Raw genomic sequence first — 19,853 nt, 5'->3', positions numbered from 1 at the left:
GCTCCGCCGCTGCGCGGGGTCAGGCCTCGGCGGCGGCGAGCTGCCCGCAGGCCCCGTCGATCTCGCGTCCCCGGGTGTCACGCACCGTCGTGGCGACGCCCTTGGCCTCGAGCCGGCGGACGAACTCGCGCTCGTCGGCGGGATCCGAGGCGGTCCACTTCGAGCCCGGCGTCGGATTGAGCGGGATCAGGTTGACGTGGACCCAGCCGCGGCCGCGCTCGTTGAGCACGTCCGCGAGCAGATCCGCACGCCAGGCTTGATCGTTGATGCCGCGCATCATGGCGTACTCGATGGAGACCCGGCGGCCGGTCTTGGTGAAGTATTCGTGGGCGGCGTCGACCGTCTCGGCCACCGAGAAGCGGTTGTTGATCGGCACCAGCTCGTTGCGCAGCTCGTCGTCCGGGGCGTGCAGGCTCAGCGCCAGCGTGACCGGGACACCCTCGTCGGCGAGCTGCTTGATCCGCGGGACCAGGCCGACGGTGGAGACGGTGACGTGCCGTGCGGACAGACCCAGCCCCTCCGGAGCGGGGTCGGTCAAGCGGCGTACGGCGCCCATCACCGCGCGGTAGTTGGCCAGCGGCTCCCCCATGCCCATGAACACGACGTTGGAGAGCCGGCCCGGGCCGCCGGCGACCTCGCCGCGGGCCATCGCGCGGGCACCCACCACGACCTGATGGACGATCTCGGCCGTCGACATGTTGCGCTGCAGGCCGCCCTGGCCGGTCGCACAGAACGGGCAGGCCATCCCGCAGCCGGCCTGGGAGGAGATGCAGATGGTGGCCCGATCGGCGTAGCGCATCAGCACCGACTCGACCAGCGAGCCGTCGAAGAGCTTCCACAGCGTCTTGACGGTGGTGCCGGCGTCAGCGCTCTGGGTGCGCAGCGAGGTCATCAGATCAGGCAGGAACGTAGCGACGAGCTCGGCGCGCTGGGCCGCGGGCAGGTCGGTCATCTGCTCGGGGTCGTGCACCAGCCGCTCGAAGTAGTGCACGGAGACCTGCTTGGCGCGGAAGCCGGGAAGGCCCGCCTCCTTGGCAGCCTCCTGCCGCTCGGCGAGGGTGAGGTCGGCCAGGTGCCGCGGTGGCTTGGCGCGCCCGCGCGGGGCGTCCATCACCAGCGGGAGGGTCCTGGGTGCGTCACTCACCGCACCATCCTCCCACCGCCGCACGACAGACCACGAAACGTGAGCCGGTCAGCGCATCATGTACCAGAAGACGGCGGCGCCGACGCCCAGCACCACCACCGCCGTGCTCACCATGCCCAGCCACATGTAGCGGCCGAAGCGTCGGGTGCGGCGGTTGAGCACGAGCAGCAGCGGAACGACGAGGGTGACCAGCACGAACGGGAACAGGTCCTCGGCCCGGTCCTGCCCGAGGACCGCGGCGAGGATCCCGACGTACAGGCCGGGGACGACGATCGCGAAGATCAGCCCGGCGTAGAAGCCGGCGAGGGCCGCGAACGTCGGATGGTCGCGGTGCCACCAACCGGGCTCGGCGGCGGGTGCGCGCTCCTCGGTGTCCTCGGAGTCCTCGGTGTCCTCGGTCGACATCACACCTCACGGTATCTCGGGAGGGCGAGGAGGACGAGCGACTCGCTCACGGCGGGAGGCCTCAGAAGACGGCGTAGTGCAGCAGCAGCCAGATCGGGGCGATGGTGGCCAGCAGCGAGTCGAGCCGATCCATCAGTCCGCCGTGTCCCGGGATGATCTGGCTCATGTCCTTGATCCCGAGATCTCGCTTGATGACGGACTCGACCAGGTCGCCGAGGACCGCCATCACCACGGCGATCGCGCCGAGGGCGACCCCGATGTACCAGTGGCCGTCGAGCATCCAGACGACGAGCACGATGCCGACGGCGATCGTCGTGACGGCCGAGCCGGCAAAGCCCTCCCAGGACTTCTTCGGCGAGATGACCGGGGCCATCGGGTGCTTGCCGAACAGGACCCCGGCGACGAAGCCGCCGATGTCGGAGGCGATGGTGACCAGCACGAAGGTGAGGATGCCCTTCACGCCGGCGTCCACCCCCGTCTCGTGCCAGGTGCCCCCCTCGCGCAGCATCAACGCGACGAAGGAGCCGAGGAAGGGCAGGTAGACGAGCGCGAAGACCGAGGCCGACGCCGTGCGGACGTAGCCGTCGACGCCACGGTGCAGCAGCCAGAGCATGGTGGCGAGCGCTGTCACAGCAGTGGCCGTCACCAGTGCCGGCGCGCCCCAGAAGTAGGCGACCACCACCATCACCACGCCGCCCAGCATGAGCGGCTGCTCGGGCAGGTCGAGGTCCTTGGCCATCAGGCCTCGGCGCAGCTCCCAGACCCCGGCGATGACGCAGACGGCGACCAGAGCGATGAACGCTGTCTTCCAGAAGAACAGCGTCAGGCCGATGACGACCAGCAGCACGACCGCCGACGCGATCGAGACGGGGACGTTGCGGCCGGCCCGGCCGTAGTCCTTCTTGGGGGGCGGCGGGACGGCGGTACCCGTCGTATCCACCATGTCGGGGCGAGCTCCTCAGACCTCGAGGAGCTCGGCCTCCTTGCTCTTGAGCTGCTCGTCGATGACGTCGGTGTGCTTCTTGGTCAACGCGTCGAGGCGCTTCTCGGCGCCGGTGACGTCGTCCTTGCCGACCTCGCCGTCCTTCTCGAGCCTCTCGAGGTTCTGCTTGGCCTTCTGCCGTACCTGGCGGACCGCCACCCGGCCCTGCTCGGCCTTCTCCTTGGCCTGCTTGATGAACTCCTTGCGGCGCTCCTCGGTCAGCTCCGGGAAGACGGCTCGCAGGATCTTGCCGTCGTTCGAGGGGTTGATGCCGAGATCGGAGTCGCGGATCGCCTTCTCGATCGCCGGCATCGCGGTGATGTCGAAGGGCGCGATGTTGATCACGCGCGGCTCGGGGCTGGTGAACGTCGCGAGCTGCTGCAACGGCGTCGGCGTGCCGTAGTACTCGGCGGTCAGCTTGCTGAACACGCTCGGGGTGATACGGCCGGCGCGGATGGTCGCGAAGTCCTCGCGCGTCGCCTCGACCGACTTACCCATCTTGTCGTCGGCCTCGTCGAGGATGTCGTTGATCGCCATGTCACTCCTGTCGCGTTCTTGTCGCCGGTTCCGCAGGTCAGCCGGCGCTGACGAGCGTACCGATCCTCTCACCCTGCACGACGCGCAGGATGTTGCCCTCCGGCGCCATGCCGAAGACGACCATCGGGAGCTTGTTCTCGCCGCACAGCGCGAACGCCGTCTGGTCCATGATCTGCAGGCCCTCGGTCAGCGCCTGCTCGTAGGTGAGGTCGTCGTACTTCACCGCCGTCGGGTCCTTCTTGGGGTCGGCGGAGTAGACGCCGTCGACGCCCGACTTGGCCACCAGCACGACGTCGCACTTGCTCTCCAGCGCGCGCTGGACGGCGACCGTGTCGGTGGAGAAGTAGGGCATGCCCATGCCGGCGCCGAAGATCACGACCCGGCCCTTCTCCAGGTGGCGGATCGCCTTGCGCGGGATGTAGGGCTCGGCGACCTGACCCATCGTGATGGCGGTCTGGACGCGGGTGTCGACTCCCATCCGCTCCAGGAAGTCCTGCAGCGCCAGGCAGTTCATCACGATGCCGAGCATGCCCATGTAGTCGGCGCGGGCCCGCTCCATGCCGCGCTGCTGCAGCTCGGCGCCCCGGAAGAAGTTGCCGCCGCCGGTCACCACGGCGATCTGCACGCCCGTGTCGGCGACCGCCTTGATCTCTCGGGCGACGTTCTCCACCACGTCGGGGTCGACCCCGACCTTGCCGCCGCCGAACACCTCGCCGGAGAGCTTGAGCAGCACTCGCTTGTAACCGGTCACATGTGATCCTTCCGCCGAGCGGTCCTGTAGGGGGAGCGTACGGCGAAGGCCGGTCCGATGAGCACGTGGTGTGTCACCGGACCGGCCTTCGTCGTCGTACGGGTGATGCTTGACGAACGTGACGTGCGCGCCGAGTGCGTCAGGCGCCGACCTCGAAGCGGGCGAACCGGGTCACGGTCGTGTTGGCCGCGTCCAGGACCTGCTTGACCGACTTCTTCGACTCGAAGACCGACTCCTGGTCGAGCAGGACGATCTCCTTGAAGAAGGCGCCGATGCGACCCTCGACGATCTTGGCGACGGCAGCCTCGGGCTTGCCCTCCTCGAGCGTCTTCTTGGTCAGGACGTCCTTCTCCTTCTCCACGACGTCCGCGGGGACCTCGTCGGAGGTGAGGAACTGGGCCTTCAGCGCTGCCGCCTGCTGGGCCGCCTGCTTCGCGGCCGCCTCGTCGCCCTCGTACTCGACGAGCACGCCGAGCGCCGGCGGAAGGTCGGAGGCCTTCTTGTGCAGGTAGACGGTGGTGTTGCCCTCGAAGTAGGCGACGTCGCCCAGCTCGATCTTCTCGCCGATGGTGCGGGCGAGCTCGTCGACCGTCTCACCGACGGTCTTCTCGCCGAGCGAGACGGCCTTGAGAGCCTCGGCGTCGCCGACCTTGGCGGCGTTCGCGGCGTCGGCGATGGCCTGGGCGGCGGTGATGAAGGCCTCGTTCTTCGCGACGAAGTCGGTCTCGGCCTTGAGGCTGATCAGGGCGCTGCCCGAGGCGGCGACCAGACCGGCCGACGCCTCGCGCTCGGCCGCACGGGCGGCGGCCTTCGCGGCACCCTTGACGCGGAGCAGCTCGACGGCCTTGTCGAAGTCGCCGTCGGTCTCGTCGAGCGCCTTCTTGCAGTCCATCATGCCGGCCTGCGTCAGCTCACGCAGCTTCTTGACGTCGGCAGCGGTGTAAGCCATGTGTTGTCCTTCTGTACGTCGGTGGACGGAACGGATCAGGCCTCGGCCGGAGCCTCGGTCGCCGGAGCCTCGGTCGCCTCGGCGGTCTCGGCGGTCTCGGTCGACGGAGCCTCGGTCGCCTCGGCGGTCTCGGCGGCAACGGGGGTCTCAGCGGACTCGGCGGAGGCCTCGGCGGCGGGCGTCTCGGCGGCGGCAGGGGTCTCGGCACCCTCGGCCGGGGTCGCGAGCAGCTCGCGCTCCCACTCGGCCAGCGGCTCCTCGGCGCCGGCCTCGGCGCCCTCGGTCTTCGCACCCGAACGGGCGATCAGGCCCTCGGCCACAGCGTCGGCGACGACGCGGGTCAGCAGGCCGACCGCGCGGATGGCGTCGTCGTTGCCCGGGATCGGGAAGTCGACGTCGTCGGGGTCGCAGTTGGAGTCGAGGATCGCGATGACCGGGATCTTGAGCTTGCGGGCCTCCTCGACGGCGAGGTGCTCCTTGTTGGTGTCGACGATCCAGACAGCGGTCGGGGTGCGACCCATGTCGCGCAGACCACCGAGGGTCTTCGACAGCTTGTCCTTCTCGCGGCGCATCTGCAGGAGCTCCTTCTTCGTGCGGCCGGAACCGGCCACGTCGTCGAAGTCGATCTCCTCGAGCTCCTTGAGGCGGTTGATCCGCTGGTGCACGGTCGAGAAGTTCGTCAGCATGCCGCCCAGCCAGCGCTGGTTGACGTAGGGCTGACCGACGCGGGTCGCCTGCTCGGCGATGGCCTCCTGAGCCTGCTTCTTGGTGCCGACGAACAGGATGGTGCCGCCCTTGGCGACCGTCTCCTTGATGAAGGCGTAGGAGCGGTCGATGTAGGCCAGCGACTGCTGCAGGTCGATGATGTAGATGCCGTTGCGCTCGGTCATGATGAAGCGCTTCATCTTCGGGTTCCAGCGACGGGTCTGGTGTCCGAAGTGGACGCCGCTCTCAAGGAGCTGGCGCATGGTCACGACTGCCATGATGTCTTCTTCCTTGGTTTCCAGTTCTGCCTGGTGTCCGCGCGCGACCCGACCCTGCGAGAGGGACTGGGGGCCGCGCCCGTGGGCTGACAGGAGGCGGAGCTCCTGCACGGTCTGCGGACACGCGAAGTCAGCCCGGGTGGGCTGCTGTGCTCAGCGTAGTCGCTCCGACGACGGTGGGCGAATCGCTGCCGAGCGGTCCGGCGAGTGCTCGGACCGGTCCCACTTCGACCGGTTCTCGTCCACAGGGCCGCCCTCCTGCGTCGTTCTCCCCAAGACCCTCCGCATCCGCCGCGCGGACTCGACGAGACGCCGACAGTAGGTCGCATGAAGCACTCCACCACCGATGGGATCCGCCTCCCCGGCGTACGCCTCCTCGCCGTCCTGACGATCGTCCTGCTCGCCCTCGCTCCTCTCCGCGGGCGGGCGGCGGTCGCCGGCGACGCCGGGGCGGCGGTTCCGATCGGTCGGTGGCCGCTGCAGCCGACGCCGAGGGTCGTCCGAGCCTTCGATCCGCCCTCGACACCCTGGGGAGCCGGTCATCGGGGCGTCGACCTCGCCGCCGGGGTCGGGCAGGCGGTGCTGGCAGCGCTGCCCGGGCACGTCACCTTCGCCGGGTCGCTCGCCGGCCGTGGTGTCGTGGTGGTCGACCACGGCGCGTTCCGGACCACGTATGAGCCCGTTGCGGCGGGCGTGGCGGTCGGGGATGTGGTCCCTGCGGGCGCGATGATCGGCACCGTGACGCTGCTGCGGTCGCACTGCCTGCCCTCCGCGTGCCTGCACTGGGGCCTGGTGCGGAACAGCGACGGCGCCTACCTCGACCCTCTCCAGATCGTCGGTCTCGGCGAGCCGGTGCGCCTGCTCCCGTGGCAGGGCGGCGACCCGCACGCCTCGGCGATCGACCGGGTGCCTGCGCGGCCGGTGCCGCTCCCCTATGCGACGTGGCGGCCACCGTCGGACCGCATGCCGATCGGGTGACGGGACCGGACCCGAACCTCGTCCTCAGGCGCGGGGATGGGCCTGCTGGTAGGCCCGCCGGAGGCGGTCGGTGCTCACGTGGGTGTAGAGCTGGGTGGTGGCCAGCGAGGCGTGACCGAGCAGTTCCTGGACCGAACGCAGGTCCGCACCACCCTCGAGCAGATGCGTGGCCGCTGTGTGACGCAGACCGTGCGGAGCCAGATCGGGCGCGCCGGGCACCGAGCCGACAGCCTTGTGCACCAGGGTGCGCACCGCACGCTGGTCCAGTCGCGCTCCTCGCGCCCCCAGGAACAGCGCCGGGCCGGAGCCCGGTCGGGCGAGCTGGGGGCGGCCGCTCGCGACCCAGCCGTCCAGCGCCTGCGCGGCGGGTACGCCGAACGGGACGGTGCGCTCCTTGCGGCCCTTGCCGAGCACCCGCACCACGTTGCGCTGCCGATCGACGTCGTCCACGTCGAGACCGACGAGCTCACCCACCCGGATGCCGGTCGCATAGAGCAGCTCGAGGATCGCGACGTCGCGCAGTCCCAGCGGGCCGGTGTCCGCAGCCAGCTCCGTGGTGGCGCGCAGCAACGCCTCCGCCTCGTCCGCGCGGAGCACCGGTGGCAGCGTGCGATGGGCCTTCGGTGAGCGCAGCGCGGCGCCCGCATCCAGCGGCGCCCGGCCGGTGCGTGCCAGCCACGCGGTGAACACGCGGGCCGCCGTTGCCCGACGGGCGATCGTGGTGCGACTGCGCCCCATCGACTGCTGCTTGGCCAGCCAGCTGCGCAGGGTGCGCAGGTCGAGCTGGTCGGGGCTGGCCATGCCGAGTCGCGCGGCGTGGTCGAGCAGCGCGAGGATGTCGCCGACGTAGGCCCGCACGGAATGCGCGCTGAGATCGCGCTCAGCCGCCAGATGCCGCTCGTAGTCGGCCAGCACCTGTGCGAAGGCCTCCGACAACCCCGTCACATCCGCCTCATCCGTCACAACGGCGAGTCTAGGCGGCACGAGCGCCGCGGCGCCGGCACCGGCGGCAGGGCCGCGCCGGGGCGCCCGCGTCGCCACTGACCCGACGATGTCACCGGTTGCTCTCGCTCGCCGCCTGCAGCGCCGCGGCGGTCAGCCGCCAACCGTCGCCGGCGAGCACGGCCAACCCCCGGTCCTCCAGGATCCGCAACGCGTCCTGGACCGCCAGGACGCTCATCCCGGCGGTGAGGGCGATCGAGTCCACCCGAGCGCCCTTGCCGACCGGCACGGCATCGAGGACCTGCTGCTCGCGCAGCGTGACCAGGTCGCGAGGGCGAGCCGGGGCGGACTCCTCCCGGGGCAGGAACTCCCCGGCGGAACCGACCATCTCGAGCACCTCCTCCCCCGAGGTCACCAGCACCGCCTCGCCCGAGCGCAGCATCCGATGGACCCCTTCGGAGGCGGCGCTGGTCACCGGGCCGGGGACGCCCATGAGCGGACGACTCAGCCGGGACGTCCAGCTCGCCGTGTTGCGCGCTCCGCTGCGCCGACCGGCCTCGACGATGACAGTGCCGCGGGCCAGGCCGGCGATGAGCCGGTTGCGGCTCAAGAAGCGCAGTCGGGTCGGAGGCAGGCCCGGTGCGACCTCGGCGACGATCGCCCCCTCCCGGGCGAGGATCTCGAACAGGCGGCGATGGCTGGGCGGATAGACGCGGTCCGCGCCACAGGCGAGCACCGCGACCGTCGGCGTACCGGTGGCGATCGCACCCCGATGCGCCGCGATGTCGATCCCGTACGCGCCGCCCGAGACGACCGTGTAGCCCGCTCGGCCGACGTCGGCAGCCACGGCGGAGGCCACCTCGGCTCCGTAGGTCGTGGCGGCGCGGGCACCGACGATGGCGACCGACCGCTCGAGGGTGTCGAGTCGCACCGGTCCACGGACCCACAGGCCCGGCGGACAGCCCGTCCTCTCGTGGAGCGGTGCGACGTGGTCGAGCGGCTCCAGCTGAGCAGGCCACTCCGGGTCACCCGGCACGACGTAGCGCATCCCGCGCTGCTGGCCCACCTCCAGCTGTCGCATCGGGTCGAGTTGGGCGAGCCGGGCCGCGACGTCGAGCCGGGGCAGGTCGTGCTCCCCGGTGCGCAGCATCTCCAGGAGCCCGATCCCGCCGAGCTGGTGGACCAACCCGGCGATGCGATGGTCGCCGGGCTCGAGGATCTGGCTGAGGGCCAGCCGCGCGAGCCGCTCCTCGTCGCTGACGCTCATCCGGCACGCTCCGTCACGGCGGTGGCGAGGGCATGTCCCTGCCGCAGGTCGAGCGCTGTCTTCACCTCGCACTCGCCCGGGACCTGCCGGCCACCCAGGTCGGCGATCGTCCATGCAAGCCGGTGCACCTTGACCGCCCCACGGCGGGTGAGCTTCCCCGCCCCGATCGCCGCGTCCACCAGGCGCTGCCCGTCCCGTTGCAACGGCGACCGCTCGCGCAGCGCGGCACTGGGGGCCTGGGCGTTGAGCCGCCAGTGGTCCTCCGCGTAGCGCTCGGCCTGTCGGGCACGGGCCTCGCTCACCCGCGCGCGCATCATCGCGCTGCTCTGCGGGACGGCGAGCGGATCGTGGGTGAACAGTGCCGGTCGCATGTGGCGGGTGATGTCGATGCGGTCGGCGATCGGACCGTTCACCCTCTTCTCGTAGTCGCGGACCTGCGCCGAGGTGCAGGTGCAGCTGGTCCGGTTCTGGCCGACGTTGTTCCCGCACGCGCAGGGGTTGGCGGCCAGCACGACCATGCTCCGCGCCGGCAGCGTGATCGCCTCCTCGCCGCGTGCGACGGTGATGTCGCCGTTCTCCAGCGGCTCACGGAGGGCCTCGATGACGTCGGTGCGGAAGAGCGGGAACTCGTCGAGGAAGAGCACGCCCGCATGCGCCAGGCTCAGCTCTCCGGGTCGCACGCGGCCGGCGCCGCCTCCGACGATGCTCGCCTTGCTGGCGTCATGGTGCGGTGCCGAGAACGGCGGCCGGGTCGCCATGCCGAGCGCGGGGTCGAGGACGCCGGCCAGGGACCTGATCGCCATCAGCTCGACCGACTCCGCACCGGTCAGGTCGGGCAGGACGGTCGGGATCCGCTCGGCGACCGAGGTCTTGCCGCACCCCTTCGGCCCGTCGATGAGCAGGTGGTGACCGCCCGCGGCGGCGACCTCGACGGCGTACTTGATCTCGTCGAGGCCGACGAGGTCGGCCATGTCGACCTCCTCGAGGCGCTCCGAGCCGTGCCAGGCGAGGAAGCGCCCGCCCGACAGCGGCGGGACGGGCGGCGCCTCGGGCATCTCGGTGTCGGTCAAGGCGGCCACCACCTGGTTGAGCGAGCGCAGCCCCAACACCGTCATGCCCGGCACCATCGCCGCCTCCCGCGCCTGGGGCTCCGGCACGAAGACCTGCCGGATCCCCCGCTTCGACGCCGCGAGCACCATCGGCAGCACGCCGGTCACCGCCCGCAGGCCGCCGGCCAGCGTGAGCTCCCCGATGAAGGCAGTGCCCTGCAGGCTCCGTGGGTCGACCTCGCCGCTGGCCGCGAGGATGGCCACCGCGATCGCGAGGTCGAAGTGGGCTCCGGACTTGGGCAGGTCAGCGGGTGAGAGCAGCACCGTGACCCGCTTGGTGGTGCCGGGCCAGGTCAGCTCGGAGTTCTCGATCGCCATCCGCACCCGGTCGCGTGCCTCGTGCAGGGCGGCGTCGACACGGCCGACCAGCGTGGTGCCCACCTGCCCGGGCGACACGTCGGCCTGGACGTCCACCAGATGCCCCACGGCTCCTCGCAGCGCGACGCAGTGCGCCGATGCGACGGCCATCAGCCCAGGCCTCGCACGTGCTCGACGTGAGCGGCTCCGCGGCGCGGCCGATGCACGGCGACCAGGTCGATCCGCACCTCGGCCGGGCGCAGGCCGCGGGCGACGACCCAACGCTCGGCGAGCCGCTGCAGTCGCTCCAGCTTGACCGGTGTGACGGCCTGCTGCGGTGTGCCGAAGGCGTCGTCGGACCGCGTCTTCACCTCGCAGACCACCAGGGTGTCTCCGTCGCGCAGGACGAGGTCGATCTCGCCCTCCGCGCAACGCCAGTTGCGGTCGAGCACGACCATGCCCTGAGCGGTCAGATGTCGCTTCGCCACCTCCTCGCCGTAGCGACCCATCGCCTGCTTGCTTGCTGCTGTCGTCGTCATGGAGCCTCCGTCCGAGATCGGATGGTCAGCATCGAACGGTGGGAGGCGCTAAGCCAGGCGCGTGGCCGGGGCTGTGGAGAAGCACTCAGCGGCAGCGGGCTGTGGAGGGAATCTGCGCGGAACCGGTCCTCTCAGTCGTTCAGGCGGGGCGTCCCGCAGCGGGGAGTCGGGAGGGGGGTGTACGTCGAGCCGGCGATGGTCGCACCGATCAACGAGTCGAGCGCCGAGGTCACCGCTGTCAGCAGGGGTGTCACCACGGCGCTCTCGAGGGGGGTGAGCAGGGAGTTGTTGATCGTGCTCGTCACCGAGGCCAGCCCACCGAGCAGGTCACCGACCAGGTACTTCCCGTGGGAGTCCTTCGCGTCGGAGCCGGAGATCACGATCGGTTGGAGCTGGAGGTTGTTCACGGACAGGTTCCCCGACGGCCCGGCGACCCCCTTCCCGTAGTCACCGGGCACGGCCAGCGTGCCGGTCACCGGTTGCGCCGTGCTCGAGGCAGTGCTGATGGTCAGGACCAGCTTGGTCGTGAGGTTCTCCGACTGGGAGCCGAGCACACCCCAGGTGTGCTTGACCGTGACCGTCACCGGGACCGTGATGGTGCTGGGCGCGAGGGCCGACTGCTCGGTCACCGAGATCGCCTGCGGGGTCGCGCCCGAGCAGGTCAGCGACGTGACCCTGCCGGTGGCCTGCGCCAGACTCACCGATGCGGTGATCGGGTCGGGGAAGGTGATCTGCGGGAGCCCGTAGGTGTCGCTTCCGACCACACCGCCGAGCGCTCTCAGGACGCCGGACAGCGTGCTGCCGAGCCCGTTCGCCAGGTTGGTCACGGCGCCGGTGAGCCCGCCGCTGAGGGTCGCGCTCAGGCCCACCGCTGTCTGCGCCATCGTCCTGGTGCCGTCGCCCAGGCACACCGGTGTCGGCCTGCTGCCGACCGTGGCGGCGGCGCTGAGCCCGGTGAGATTGGAGCTGGAGAGCCCCAGGGTGAGCGGACGGGTGCCGTTGGACAGCTGGACCGCGGCGGCGGCCAGGTCCAGCGCATTCAGCGAGGCGCCGAGCGCCGAGGTCCCCCCGGTGCCGATGCCGAGCAGGTCCCCCACGCGCATCGGCGTGGTGGAGGTCGCGTAGACACCGATCTGGGTGGCGAGGGTGTTCGCCGCGGCCGCCGCCGTACCACCCTGTCGGGTGAGCGCCGAGACCTCGGCGGCGATCACCTGGGCCGCGGTGACCTGGGCGTTCAGCACCTGGTCGACGCTGCCGAGGTCGAGTCTGCTCTGCAGGACGCCGAGGAAGTCGAGGACACCGAGGTTGGTCGAGACGAGACCCGAGCTGGTCAGCGCGGCGGCGTCGAGGTTCGTGCCGAGGATCTTCAGCACCGGCCCCAGCACGGCCGCGTTCCCGGTCGCGAGCTGCGCGGCGTAGGAGTCCATCATCGCGCAGGCGCCGAGCGAGGCGCTGGAGACGGCGGAGCGGCAGGCCCCACCCCGCGTCACCCCGACGATGCCCGCGAGGCCGAAGTCGGTCTCGCCGTGCACCACGACCAGGACGGCGTTGGCCTTGCCGCTGGGTGCGGGGTAGGTGAAGTACGCGTTCGCATACACGCCGCCGCAGCCCAGCGACTGGTCCGAGGTCCAGGTCGCCGACGGGTCGATGTACCCGACCTTGGCCACGACCGAGGTCACGGAGCCGACGGTGCCGGTGTCCGAGCCCGCGCTGAGCTTCGCCGACGCCGTCACCGACGCGTCGGTCGAGGTGCTGGTCATCGAGCGTGCGGCATCGAGGGCGGCGGTGTCGGCGACCGCCTGGAGGTCGCCGCGGTTGATGCGCTGCTGCCCGATGTCGACGGCCAGGGCACCCAACGGCAGGATCACACCGGCGGTGACCAGCGCCAGGACGAGGGCGGCAGCTCCGCGCTCCTGCCACCGGTGCCGGTCGGCGAGCCGCGCGAGCAGCGCGACCGCTGCTGCGAGCATCAGCTGACCTGCACGACGGAGGAGAAGGCGAGGGTCGTCGGAAGCGTGAACCCGAGACCCGGCACCGTCGGCAGCAGCGAGTGCGCCCGGTAGGGATAGCTCACCTGCACCTGCACGCACGAGTGCGTGGAGGGACAGCTCGCCCCGGTCGCGCTCGTCCCGGTGAAGGGCGCGCTGATGACGCACGTCAGATAGTTGACGCCGCACGACATGTCGTAGCCCGACAGCGACGCCGAGACCGCCGCGGCCGCCGCGCTCTGCGCCGGACAGGACGTGCCGGCGTACGGCGAGGACAACGCCGCAGCGCAGGTCGTGGGCGCCCCCACGGCCGCGCGCGCACCCTCCGCCGCGGCCTGGGAGAGTGCCTGGCGGAAGCTGAACATGTAGGCGTAGGCGATGATGCCGAACACCAGCAGCAGGATCACCGGCACCAGGATCGCGAACTCGAGCGCTGCAGCACCGCGCTCGATCCGGCGTACCTTCGACATCGCCACTCCTGCCCCCATGCGAGCGCGGTCAGGCGCTCACCCCATGCCAGATCCGATGGTAGGACCGGGGCGGGGTGCCTGCCAGGACTTCAGGCGCACTGGTGCGCCGTCCTCCCGGCGCGCTCAGTCCTTCGGCAGGTCGAGCTCGGAGGGACTCAGCTCCTCCACGTTGACGTCCTTGAACGTGAGCACCTTGACGTTCTTGGCGAAGCGGGCGGGCCGGTACATGTCCCACACCCACGCATCGCTCATCGAGACCTCGAAGAAGACGTCCCCGGCCTCGGTCCGCGCCTTCACGTCGACCTGGTTGCACAGGTAGAAACGCCTGTCGGTCTCCACCACGTACTTGAAGATGCCGACCACATCGCGGTACTCGCGGTAGAGGGTCAGCTCCATCTCGGTCTCGTACTTCTCGAGATCCTCCGCGCTCATGCCAGGATCCTAGAGCCACCCCGGGTACGGCGCCGCGTGACCTCGGATCAGCCGGAGCCACGGGGACGACGACCCAGCCGCTCAGCCGGCCACCGAGACCCCGGGCAGGCTCCACGAGCGCCGATGGTGGACACAGGGGCCGTGCTCGGCGAGAGCAGCGATGTGCGCGGGCGCCGAGTAGCCCTTGTTCTCCGCCCACAGGTAGGCCGGGAACTCCTCGTGCAGCTGCGACATCAGCGCATCGCGGGTGGTCTTCGCCAGGATCGACGCGGCCGCTACCCCGGCGCACTTCATGTCCGCCTTGATCATCGTGGTGACAGGCGGCACCGAGCCGATGCCGCCGACCGGCTCGGCGGGCGGTGCCGCCATCTCGAAGAGAGCGTCCTGCACCGGCGCGCTCAGGTAATCGTGGTTGCCGTCCAGCAGCACCGCGTCGGGCACGACGCTCAGCTGGGCGAGCGCGCGACGACCGGCGAGCCGGAGGGCGGCGATGATGCCGTAGGAGTCGATCTCGGCGGGGCTGGCGTGGCCCACGGCGTGGCTGAGCGCCCAGCGGCGCACCTTCGGGGCGAGCCGCTCGCGCGCCTCCGGCGTGAGCAGCTTGGAGTCGCGCACGCCCTGGGGCGCGGTCCTGGTCTGGGCGGAGATCACCACCATGCCGATGGTGACCGGCCCGGAGAGCGCGCCGCGGCCGACCTCGTCGGCGCAGGCCAGGTGGACCACCCCGTCGCGCAGCAGGGCCCGCTCGAACCGGAGGGTCGGCGCGGTGCTCATGGCCGTGGGACGGTGGCGAAGTCGGCCGGCCGGTGGATGATGTGCGCTCGGCCCAGCGGCCAGACCAGCGAGACGACCTTGCCCACCACGTCGTCGACCGGCACCCACGGCGACTGCGAGCAGTCGGTCTCCGCGTCGGTGCACAGGTGATAGCTGGAGTCGGCGGAGTTGTCCCGGTTGTCCCCCATCACGAACAGGTAGCCGGCCGGGACGGGGCCCGCCTTCCAGTGCGCGGTGCGCGCCATCGGGCCGTAGCAGACCCCCGCGCCGGCGGTGTCGGCGCAGCTGCGCGAGGCCGGTTTCGCATAGCCGGTCTCGTCCAGGGCCTTGCCGTTGACCTCGATCCGCCCCTGCTTGTCGCAGCAGACGATGGTGTCCCCGGCGACGCCGATCACCCGCTTGACCAGGTGGCCACCGGTGGGGAAGAGCCCGATCCGGGCCAGCAGCTTGGAGACCGGATTCGTCGCCTGGGTGTCCTCCTCGGCGCTGAGCCATCCGCCCGGGTCGGAGAAGACGACGATGTCGCCGCGCTGCGGCGTACCGCTCCCCCAGTACGACGGCTTCTCCACCAGCACCCGGTCGTCGGAGGCGATGCCGGGGCCACCCTGCAGCCCGGGCTCCATCGAGGCCGAGGGGATGTAGAACGCCTGGACGAAGAACGACTTGATCACCAGCGCGATGACCACCGCCAGGACGAGCAGGAGGATGGACTCCTGCCACACCGGGAGGCTGCGAGGATTCCTGCCCTTGCGTCCGCCACCGTCCTGGGAAGCAGAAGACCGCGACCCCTCCTGTTCCTCGTCGAGGAAGAGGGAGAGATCGCGGTCTTCGGAAGTCACGCGCAGAGCCTAGAACAGGCCCACGGGAGCTCAGGCCTCGCGGCGCTCCTTGATCTTGGCCTTCTTGCCGCGCAGGTTGCGCAGGTAGTAGAGCTTGGCGCGACGCACGTCACCACGGCTGACGATCTCGATCTGCTCGAAGATCGGCGAGTGCAGCGGGAAGGTGCGCTCGACACCGACGCTGAAGGAGACCTTGCGGACGGTGAAGCTGCGGGAGATGCCGGCGCCCTGCAGGGCGATCACGACGCCCTGGAAGACCTGGACGCGCGAGCGGTTGCCCTCGACGACCTTGACGTGCACCTTGACGGTGTCGCCGGCCTTGAAGTCGGGCACGTCGGTGCGCTTGGCGGCGTTGCCGATCTCGGCAAGCAGGTTGTTGCTCATGGTTGCTCCTCACGGATGCCACAGGTCGGCCGCGGGTGTTCGGATCTTCAGCTGGACGGTCCTCGTGCTGTGGCCGGCGGCGTCAGGCTCCCCCTGTGGCAGGTGCCCGTCGCGGACCCTCCGCGTGCTTTCGCGGAGCTGCCCTTCGGCCGACGATGACCAAGTAGGGATTGTGCCACAGGGCCGACGACCGGCGGAAATCACTCCGGACGGCGACGCTTCGTCAGCACCACCGTGCCCGGGATGCTGGCGAGATCGGGTCGCAGACGGAAGCCGGCCCGCTTGTAGAGCCGCTGGTTGCGGTGCGCGTTGGCCCCGGTGAAGAGCCAGTACGCCGTGGCCTGCGGCGCAGCGACGCGCTCGATGTGCTCCAGGAGCGCGCGACCCAGACCACGGCCCTGCAGATCGGGAGCCACGCACAGCCGTCCGATGTCCCACCAGCGGCCCTCACCGTCGGGTGCGTCGATGAGCCGCCCGCGCACCGATCCGACGAGGCGACCACCCGCGCGCACGACGTAGGTCTCCCAGGACCCGAGGTCGGCCACCACCTGTTCGTAGGACTCGTGCAGCGCCGGGATCTCCAGCGACTCCTCCTCGAGGGCGACCTGCGACCAGCAGGCGCGCATCAGCGTCATGAGCTCGCCGGCGTCCCCTCGGCCGGCGCGCTCGATCTGCCACTCGGTCGCGGCGGCGCTGGGGTGGAGGAGGTCGGGACGCCGCTCGGCGGTCCGCTCCAGCCGGCGCTGGTGGCGCCAGGCGGCGATCCGGCCGTGGTCGCCCGACAGCAGCACGGGCGGCACCTCGTGTCCGCGCCACTGCTGCGGCTTGGTGTAGACCGGGTATTCCAGCAGGCCGTCCTCGTGCGACTCCTCCACCAGCGAGGCTGCGTTGCCCATGAAGCCCGGCAGCAGCCGCACCACCGCCTCGGTGATCGCCAGGGCGGCGACCTCTCCCCCGTTGAGCACGTAGTCGCCGAGGCTGATCTCCCGGACCTCGGTGCGCTCCCGGGTGTGGTCGATCACCCGCTGGTCGATGCCCTCGTAGCGGCCGATGAGGAACAGCAGGCGCGAGCGGGTCGCCAGCTCGCGGGCCAGCGGCTGGGTGAGCGGCTCACCGCTCGGCGAGGTCACGATCACGGTGGTGTCCTCGAGGCCGAGCTCGTCGAAGGCGGCGCCGTACGGCTCGGGCCTCATCACCATGCCGGCGCCACCGCCGTACGGCGTGTCGTCCACGGTCCGGTGCCGGTCGTGGGTCCACGTCCGCAGGTCGTGCACGTGCAGCTCGAGCAGGCCCGAGGCGATCGCCTTGCCCGGCAGGCTCAGCTGCAGCGGCGCCAGGTAGTCCGGGAAGATCGTGAGGTAGTCGAGCCGCATCAGGCCTCGTCCAGATCCGGCTCCAACAGGCCAGGACGGTCCGCGACGACGATCCGGCGTCCCGCCAGATCGACCTCGGGCACCAGCGCCGCCACGAACGGCACGAGAACGTCGCGGCGCGTCGGCGTCGTGATGCTCAACAGGTCCTGCGCCCCGCCGTGCACCACCGCGGCGACCTCGCCGCGCAGGGCGCCGTCGGTGTCGTGGACGGCCAGACCGACGAGCTGGTGGTCGTAGAACTCCTCCGGGTCCTCGGGGCGGGCATCGGCGTCGATGTCGGCGTAGAGCAGCACGCCCCTGACGGTCTCGGCGGCGTTGCGGTCGGGCACCTCCTCGAACAGGACGTGCAGCACGCCCTGGTGCCAGCGGGTGCCCTCGACGGTCAGCTCGCCGAGACGCAGCGCGGAGCCCTGGGGCGGGACCGCCCGCAGCCGGGCTCCGGTGGCGAAGCGGCGCTCGGGCTCGTCGGTGCGGACGTCGACCGTCACGTGGCCGCGGATCCCGTGCGGCTTGCCGATCCGACCGACCAGGACCTCGATGGAGTCACTCATGATGGCTGCAGGCTATCGGCTCTCGCACCCGGCGCAGAACGCGAGCACGCCCCGACTGCCAGGCAGTCGGGGCGTGCTGTCGCGTGGTGTCGGCGTCCGGCTAGCGCCTCCGGTCGACGTCGACGCTGCGCCGGATGCTTCGTCTCCGCCGACCTCCGGCTAGCGCCTCCGGTCGACGTCGACGAAGTCGACCCGGGCACCGCCCTTGCCGGCCAGCGCACTGACGACCGTGCGGAAGGCCGTAGCGGTGCGACCGTTGCGGCCGATCACCTTGCCGAGGTCGTCGGGGTGCACCCGGACCTCGAGCACGGAGCCGCGTCGCAGCTGCTTGTCGCGCACGACGACGTCGTCGGGGTGGTCGACCACGCCTCGGACGAGATGCTCGAGAGCCTCGGCGAGCACGCTCAGGCCTCGGCCTCAGCCTCGGCCGGAGCCTCGGTCGTCTCGGCGGCGGCCTCGGCCGGAGCCTCGGCGACCTTCTCCTCGGCCTTCTTGCTCTTCTTGGTGACGGCCTCGGCGGACGGCGCCGAGTGAGCCTCGGCCAGCGCCTTGTTGAACAGCTCGAGCTTGTCGGGCTTGGCCGCGGCGGTCTTCAGGGTGCCCTCGGCGCCCGGGAGACCCTTGAACTTCTGCCAGTCGCCGGTCACCTTGAGGATGGCCTCGACGGCCTCGGACGGCTGCGCGCCGACGCCGAGCCAGTACTGGGCGCGGTCGGAGGTCACCGAGATGAAGGAGGGCTCCTCCTTCGGCCGGTAGTGACCGATCTCCTCGATGACGCGACCGTCGCGCTTGGTGCGCGAGTCGACGACGACGATGCGGTACTGCGGAACCCGGATCTTGCCCAGGCGCTTCAGGCGGATCTTGACGGCCACGGTTGTGGTGTCTCCTTGACGTTCGATAAGTGGGTGAGACGCCGTCGCCAGGTGGGGAACACCGGTCCCGGACTCTCGATGAACACTGCAGCACCCGGTGAGAGGGTCCGGAATGCGCAGGACTCAGCGGGCAAGTCTGCCAGAGCGGACCCGTCTGGAGAAATCCCCAGCAGCGGCGCTCAACCCCGCACGACGCTGCCCCGCAGGACGACAGCCGTGGGCCGCTCGAGCACACCGAGATCGGCCCGCGGATCGGCATCGTAGACGACGAAGTCCGCCGAGGCACCCTCCTCGATCCCGGCGACACCCAGCCAGGCCCGCGCCTGCCATGAGGCGGCGCCCAGGGCGTAGCCGGGCGGCAGGCCCATCTCGACCATCGCCCGGATCTCGCCGGGGAGATTGCCATGCCGTCGGGCACCTCCGCCGTCGGTGCCGGCGTACAGCGGGACGCCGGCCTCGAAGGCTGTCATGATCGTCTCGCGACGGCGTTCGTAGAGGTCGCTCATGGTGGACGCGTACGCCGGGAACCGCGCACCGCCCTGCTCGGCGAAGACCGGGAAGTTCTCGGTCTGCATCACCGTCGGCACCACCGCGACGCCCTTCTCGGCGACCAGCGCGACCAGGTCGGGGGTCAGTCCGGTGCCGTGCTCGATGCAGTCGATGCCGTGCTCGATCAGCCCGGGCAGCACGTCGCTACCGAAGCAGTGGGCCGTCACCCTCGCACCGTGGTTGTGGGCGACCTTGATCGCCTCGGCGAAGTCGTCCACCGAGAACGAGGGCCGCAGGTCACCCTCCTCGCGCGAGATCCAGTCGCCCACCAGCTTCACCCAGCCGTCGCCGCGCTCGGCCTCCCGAGCGACCGCCTCGGCCAGGCCGACCGGCTCCACCTCGTCGGCGTACCCCCGCATGTAGCGCCTGGTGCGCGCGATGTGCCGTCCCATCCGGATCAGCCGGGGAAGGTCCGCACGCTCCTGGATCCATCGGGTGTCGATCGGCGAGCCGCAGTCGCGGATCAGCAGCGCCCCCGCATCGCGGTCCTCGCGGGCCGTGCGCTCGGTCTCCTCGACGCTGATCGCTCCCTCCTCACCGAGGCCGAGGTGGCAGTGCGCGTCGACCAGGCCGGGGACGATCCAGCCCGTGGCAGCGGTCTCGGCGCCGGATTGCGGCTCGAAGGTCACCCGACCGTCGACGACGTAGAGGTCGGCCGTCTCGCCGTCGGGCAGCACCGGTCCGTGGAAGCGCAGCGCGGTCATGGCCCGGACGTTACCCCGGGCCATGACCACGCGA

Annotated in this window: 23 protein-coding genes; 1 reads left to right on the top strand and 22 read right to left on the bottom strand. The window is 70.9% G+C overall.

The window, feature by feature from the left end; all coding sequences use genetic code 11:
• Positions 1-19 precede the first annotated feature (19 nt).
• The 7 genes from rlmN to rpsB all read right to left on the bottom strand — a co-directional run bounded on the left by rlmN (position 20) and on the right by rpsB (position 5,751).
• A complete protein-coding gene (gene rlmN / locus P5P86_RS07820; RefSeq protein ID WP_348537915.1) occupies positions 20-1,111 on the bottom strand; it encodes a dual-specificity RNA methyltransferase RlmN in 1,092 nt (363 codons plus the stop codon).
• A gap of 81 nt (positions 1,112-1,192) precedes the next feature.
• On the bottom strand, positions 1,193-1,549 hold the full coding sequence (locus tag P5P86_RS07815) for a hypothetical protein (RefSeq protein WP_280610755.1): 357 nt from the start codon (positions 1,547-1,549) through the stop codon (positions 1,193-1,195).
• A gap of 61 nt (positions 1,550-1,610) precedes the next feature.
• A complete protein-coding gene (locus tag P5P86_RS07810; RefSeq protein ID WP_280610754.1) occupies positions 1,611-2,492 on the bottom strand; it encodes a phosphatidate cytidylyltransferase in 882 nt (293 codons plus the stop codon).
• Positions 2,493-2,507: 15 nt separating this feature from the next.
• Complete coding sequence (frr, locus tag P5P86_RS07805) at positions 2,508-3,062, bottom strand: ribosome recycling factor (RefSeq protein ID WP_280611223.1); 555 nt, start codon at positions 3,060-3,062, stop codon at positions 2,508-2,510.
• A gap of 43 nt (positions 3,063-3,105) precedes the next feature.
• Positions 3,106-3,819, bottom strand: a complete 714-nt coding sequence (gene pyrH / locus P5P86_RS07800) for a UMP kinase (protein ID WP_280610753.1) — start codon at positions 3,817-3,819, stop codon at positions 3,106-3,108.
• A gap of 139 nt (positions 3,820-3,958) precedes the next feature.
• Positions 3,959-4,768, bottom strand: a complete 810-nt coding sequence (tsf, locus tag P5P86_RS07795) for a translation elongation factor Ts (RefSeq protein ID WP_280610752.1) — start codon at positions 4,766-4,768, stop codon at positions 3,959-3,961.
• 35 nt (positions 4,769-4,803) lie between these two features.
• Complete coding sequence (rpsB, locus tag P5P86_RS07790; RefSeq protein WP_280610751.1) at positions 4,804-5,751, bottom strand: 30S ribosomal protein S2; 948 nt, start codon at positions 5,749-5,751, stop codon at positions 4,804-4,806.
• A gap of 327 nt (positions 5,752-6,078) precedes the next feature.
• Here rpsB and P5P86_RS07785 point away from each other — a divergent pair, with 327 nt between their 5' ends.
• The gene (locus P5P86_RS07785) at positions 6,079-6,729 is read left to right on the top strand and encodes a murein hydrolase activator EnvC family protein (protein ID WP_280610750.1); all 651 of its coding nucleotides are present in this window, start codon (positions 6,079-6,081) and stop codon (positions 6,727-6,729) included.
• Positions 6,730-6,753: 24 nt separating this feature from the next.
• Here P5P86_RS07785 and P5P86_RS07780 read toward each other — a convergent pair whose 3' ends face one another.
• From P5P86_RS07780 to P5P86_RS07710, 15 genes are all read right to left on the bottom strand, one after another.
• Positions 6,754-7,674 (bottom strand): tyrosine recombinase XerC, encoded by a 921-nt coding sequence (locus tag P5P86_RS07780; protein ID WP_280610749.1) that lies wholly within the window; start codon positions 7,672-7,674, stop codon positions 6,754-6,756.
• A gap of 109 nt (positions 7,675-7,783) precedes the next feature.
• On the bottom strand, positions 7,784-8,938 hold the full coding sequence (gene dprA / locus P5P86_RS07775) for a DNA-processing protein DprA (protein WP_280610748.1): 1,155 nt from the start codon (positions 8,936-8,938) through the stop codon (positions 7,784-7,786).
• Complete coding sequence (locus P5P86_RS07770; protein WP_280610747.1) at positions 8,935-10,515, bottom strand: YifB family Mg chelatase-like AAA ATPase; 1,581 nt, start codon at positions 10,513-10,515, stop codon at positions 8,935-8,937. Before P5P86_RS07770 ends, dprA begins: the two co-directional genes overlap by 4 nt.
• Positions 10,515-10,883, bottom strand: a complete 369-nt coding sequence (locus tag P5P86_RS07765; protein WP_280610746.1) for a YraN family protein — start codon at positions 10,881-10,883, stop codon at positions 10,515-10,517. The genes P5P86_RS07770 and P5P86_RS07765 overlap by 1 nt, the downstream gene beginning before the upstream one ends.
• Positions 10,884-11,014: 131 nt before the next feature.
• Entirely contained in the window at positions 11,015-12,853 is a 1,839-nt protein-coding gene (locus P5P86_RS07760) for a pilus assembly protein TadG-related protein (RefSeq protein ID WP_280610745.1), read from the bottom strand.
• Positions 12,853-13,341 carry a TadE/TadG family type IV pilus assembly protein gene (locus P5P86_RS07755; protein ID WP_280610744.1) on the bottom strand — a complete coding sequence of 163 codons (489 nt, stop codon included), beginning with the start codon at positions 13,339-13,341 and terminating at the stop codon, positions 12,853-12,855. The genes P5P86_RS07760 and P5P86_RS07755 overlap by 1 nt, the downstream gene beginning before the upstream one ends.
• 123 nt (positions 13,342-13,464) lie before the next feature.
• Complete coding sequence (locus P5P86_RS07750) at positions 13,465-13,773, bottom strand: DUF2469 domain-containing protein (RefSeq protein ID WP_280610743.1); 309 nt, start codon at positions 13,771-13,773, stop codon at positions 13,465-13,467.
• Between the two features lie 81 nt (positions 13,774-13,854).
• A complete protein-coding gene (gene rnhB / locus P5P86_RS07745; protein WP_280610742.1) occupies positions 13,855-14,547 on the bottom strand; it encodes a ribonuclease HII in 693 nt (230 codons plus the stop codon).
• Positions 14,544-15,386, bottom strand: coding sequence for a signal peptidase I (gene lepB, locus P5P86_RS07740; protein ID WP_280610741.1), 843 nt, complete (start codon positions 15,384-15,386; stop codon positions 14,544-14,546). The genes rnhB and lepB overlap by 4 nt, the downstream gene beginning before the upstream one ends.
• Before the next feature lie 30 nt (positions 15,387-15,416).
• Positions 15,417-15,770 carry a 50S ribosomal protein L19 gene (rplS, locus tag P5P86_RS07735; protein ID WP_280610740.1) on the bottom strand — a complete coding sequence of 118 codons (354 nt, stop codon included), beginning with the start codon at positions 15,768-15,770 and terminating at the stop codon, positions 15,417-15,419.
• 200 nt (positions 15,771-15,970) lie between these two features.
• Positions 15,971-17,143 carry a tRNA (guanosine(37)-N1)-methyltransferase TrmD gene (gene trmD, locus P5P86_RS07730; protein WP_280610739.1) on the bottom strand — a complete coding sequence of 391 codons (1,173 nt, stop codon included), beginning with the start codon at positions 17,141-17,143 and terminating at the stop codon, positions 15,971-15,973.
• The gene (rimM, locus tag P5P86_RS07725) at positions 17,143-17,694 is read right to left on the bottom strand and encodes a ribosome maturation factor RimM (RefSeq protein ID WP_280610738.1); all 552 of its coding nucleotides are present in this window, start codon (positions 17,692-17,694) and stop codon (positions 17,143-17,145) included. The genes trmD and rimM overlap by 1 nt, the downstream gene beginning before the upstream one ends.
• A 159-nt stretch (positions 17,695-17,853) precedes the next feature.
• Entirely contained in the window at positions 17,854-18,096 is a 243-nt protein-coding gene (locus P5P86_RS07720) for an RNA-binding protein (protein ID WP_280610737.1), read from the bottom strand.
• Positions 18,097-18,098: 2 nt separating this feature from the next.
• Complete coding sequence (gene rpsP / locus P5P86_RS07715) at positions 18,099-18,566, bottom strand: 30S ribosomal protein S16 (protein ID WP_280610736.1); 468 nt, start codon at positions 18,564-18,566, stop codon at positions 18,099-18,101.
• Between the two features lie 179 nt (positions 18,567-18,745).
• Positions 18,746-19,819, bottom strand: a complete 1,074-nt coding sequence (locus P5P86_RS07710; RefSeq protein ID WP_280610735.1) for an amidohydrolase family protein — start codon at positions 19,817-19,819, stop codon at positions 18,746-18,748.
• Positions 19,820-19,853 lie beyond the last annotated feature (34 nt).

The sequence above is a fragment of the Nocardioides sp. BP30 genome (assembly GCF_029873215.1).
Lineage (GTDB): Bacteria > Actinomycetota > Actinomycetes > Propionibacteriales > Nocardioidaceae > Nocardioides.
The sequence above is the reverse complement of the archived record's forward strand: the minus strand, read 5'-3'. Positions and strand labels throughout refer to the sequence as shown.

Excerpts from the sequence above, each read along its gene's own strand:
- rlmN (WP_348537915.1), bottom strand. The coding sequence starts at position 1,111 with ATGGACGCCCCGCGCGGGCGCGCCAAGCCACCGCGGCACCTGGCCGAC.
- P5P86_RS07815 (WP_280610755.1), bottom strand. The coding sequence starts at position 1,549 with ATGTCGACCGAGGACACCGAGGACTCCGAGGACACCGAGGAGCGCGCA.
- P5P86_RS07810 (WP_280610754.1), bottom strand. The coding sequence starts at position 2,492 with ATGGTGGATACGACGGGTACCGCCGTCCCGCCGCCCCCCAAGAAGGAC.
- tsf (WP_280610752.1), bottom strand. The coding sequence starts at position 4,768 with ATGGCTTACACCGCTGCCGACGTCAAGAAGCTGCGTGAGCTGACGCAG.
- rpsB (WP_280610751.1), bottom strand. The coding sequence starts at position 5,751 with ATGGCAGTCGTGACCATGCGCCAGCTCCTTGAGAGCGGCGTCCACTTC.
- P5P86_RS07785 (WP_280610750.1), top strand. The coding sequence starts at position 6,079 with ATGAAGCACTCCACCACCGATGGGATCCGCCTCCCCGGCGTACGCCTC.
- dprA (WP_280610748.1), bottom strand. The coding sequence starts at position 8,938 with ATGAGCGTCAGCGACGAGGAGCGGCTCGCGCGGCTGGCCCTCAGCCAG.
- P5P86_RS07770 (WP_280610747.1), bottom strand. The coding sequence starts at position 10,515 with ATGGCCGTCGCATCGGCGCACTGCGTCGCGCTGCGAGGAGCCGTGGGG.
- P5P86_RS07765 (WP_280610746.1), bottom strand. The coding sequence starts at position 10,883 with ATGACGACGACAGCAGCAAGCAAGCAGGCGATGGGTCGCTACGGCGAG.
- P5P86_RS07760 (WP_280610745.1), bottom strand. The coding sequence starts at position 12,853 with ATGCTCGCAGCAGCGGTCGCGCTGCTCGCGCGGCTCGCCGACCGGCAC.
- P5P86_RS07755 (WP_280610744.1), bottom strand. The coding sequence starts at position 13,341 with ATGTCGAAGGTACGCCGGATCGAGCGCGGTGCTGCAGCGCTCGAGTTC.
- P5P86_RS07750 (WP_280610743.1), bottom strand. The coding sequence starts at position 13,773 with ATGAGCGCGGAGGATCTCGAGAAGTACGAGACCGAGATGGAGCTGACC.
- rnhB (WP_280610742.1), bottom strand. The coding sequence starts at position 14,547 with ATGAGCACCGCGCCGACCCTCCGGTTCGAGCGGGCCCTGCTGCGCGAC.
- rplS (WP_280610740.1), bottom strand. The coding sequence starts at position 15,770 with ATGAGCAACAACCTGCTTGCCGAGATCGGCAACGCCGCCAAGCGCACC.
- trmD (WP_280610739.1), bottom strand. The coding sequence starts at position 17,143 with ATGCGGCTCGACTACCTCACGATCTTCCCGGACTACCTGGCGCCGCTG.
- rimM (WP_280610738.1), bottom strand. The coding sequence starts at position 17,694 with ATGAGTGACTCCATCGAGGTCCTGGTCGGTCGGATCGGCAAGCCGCAC.
- P5P86_RS07710 (WP_280610735.1), bottom strand. The coding sequence starts at position 19,819 with ATGACCGCGCTGCGCTTCCACGGACCGGTGCTGCCCGACGGCGAGACG.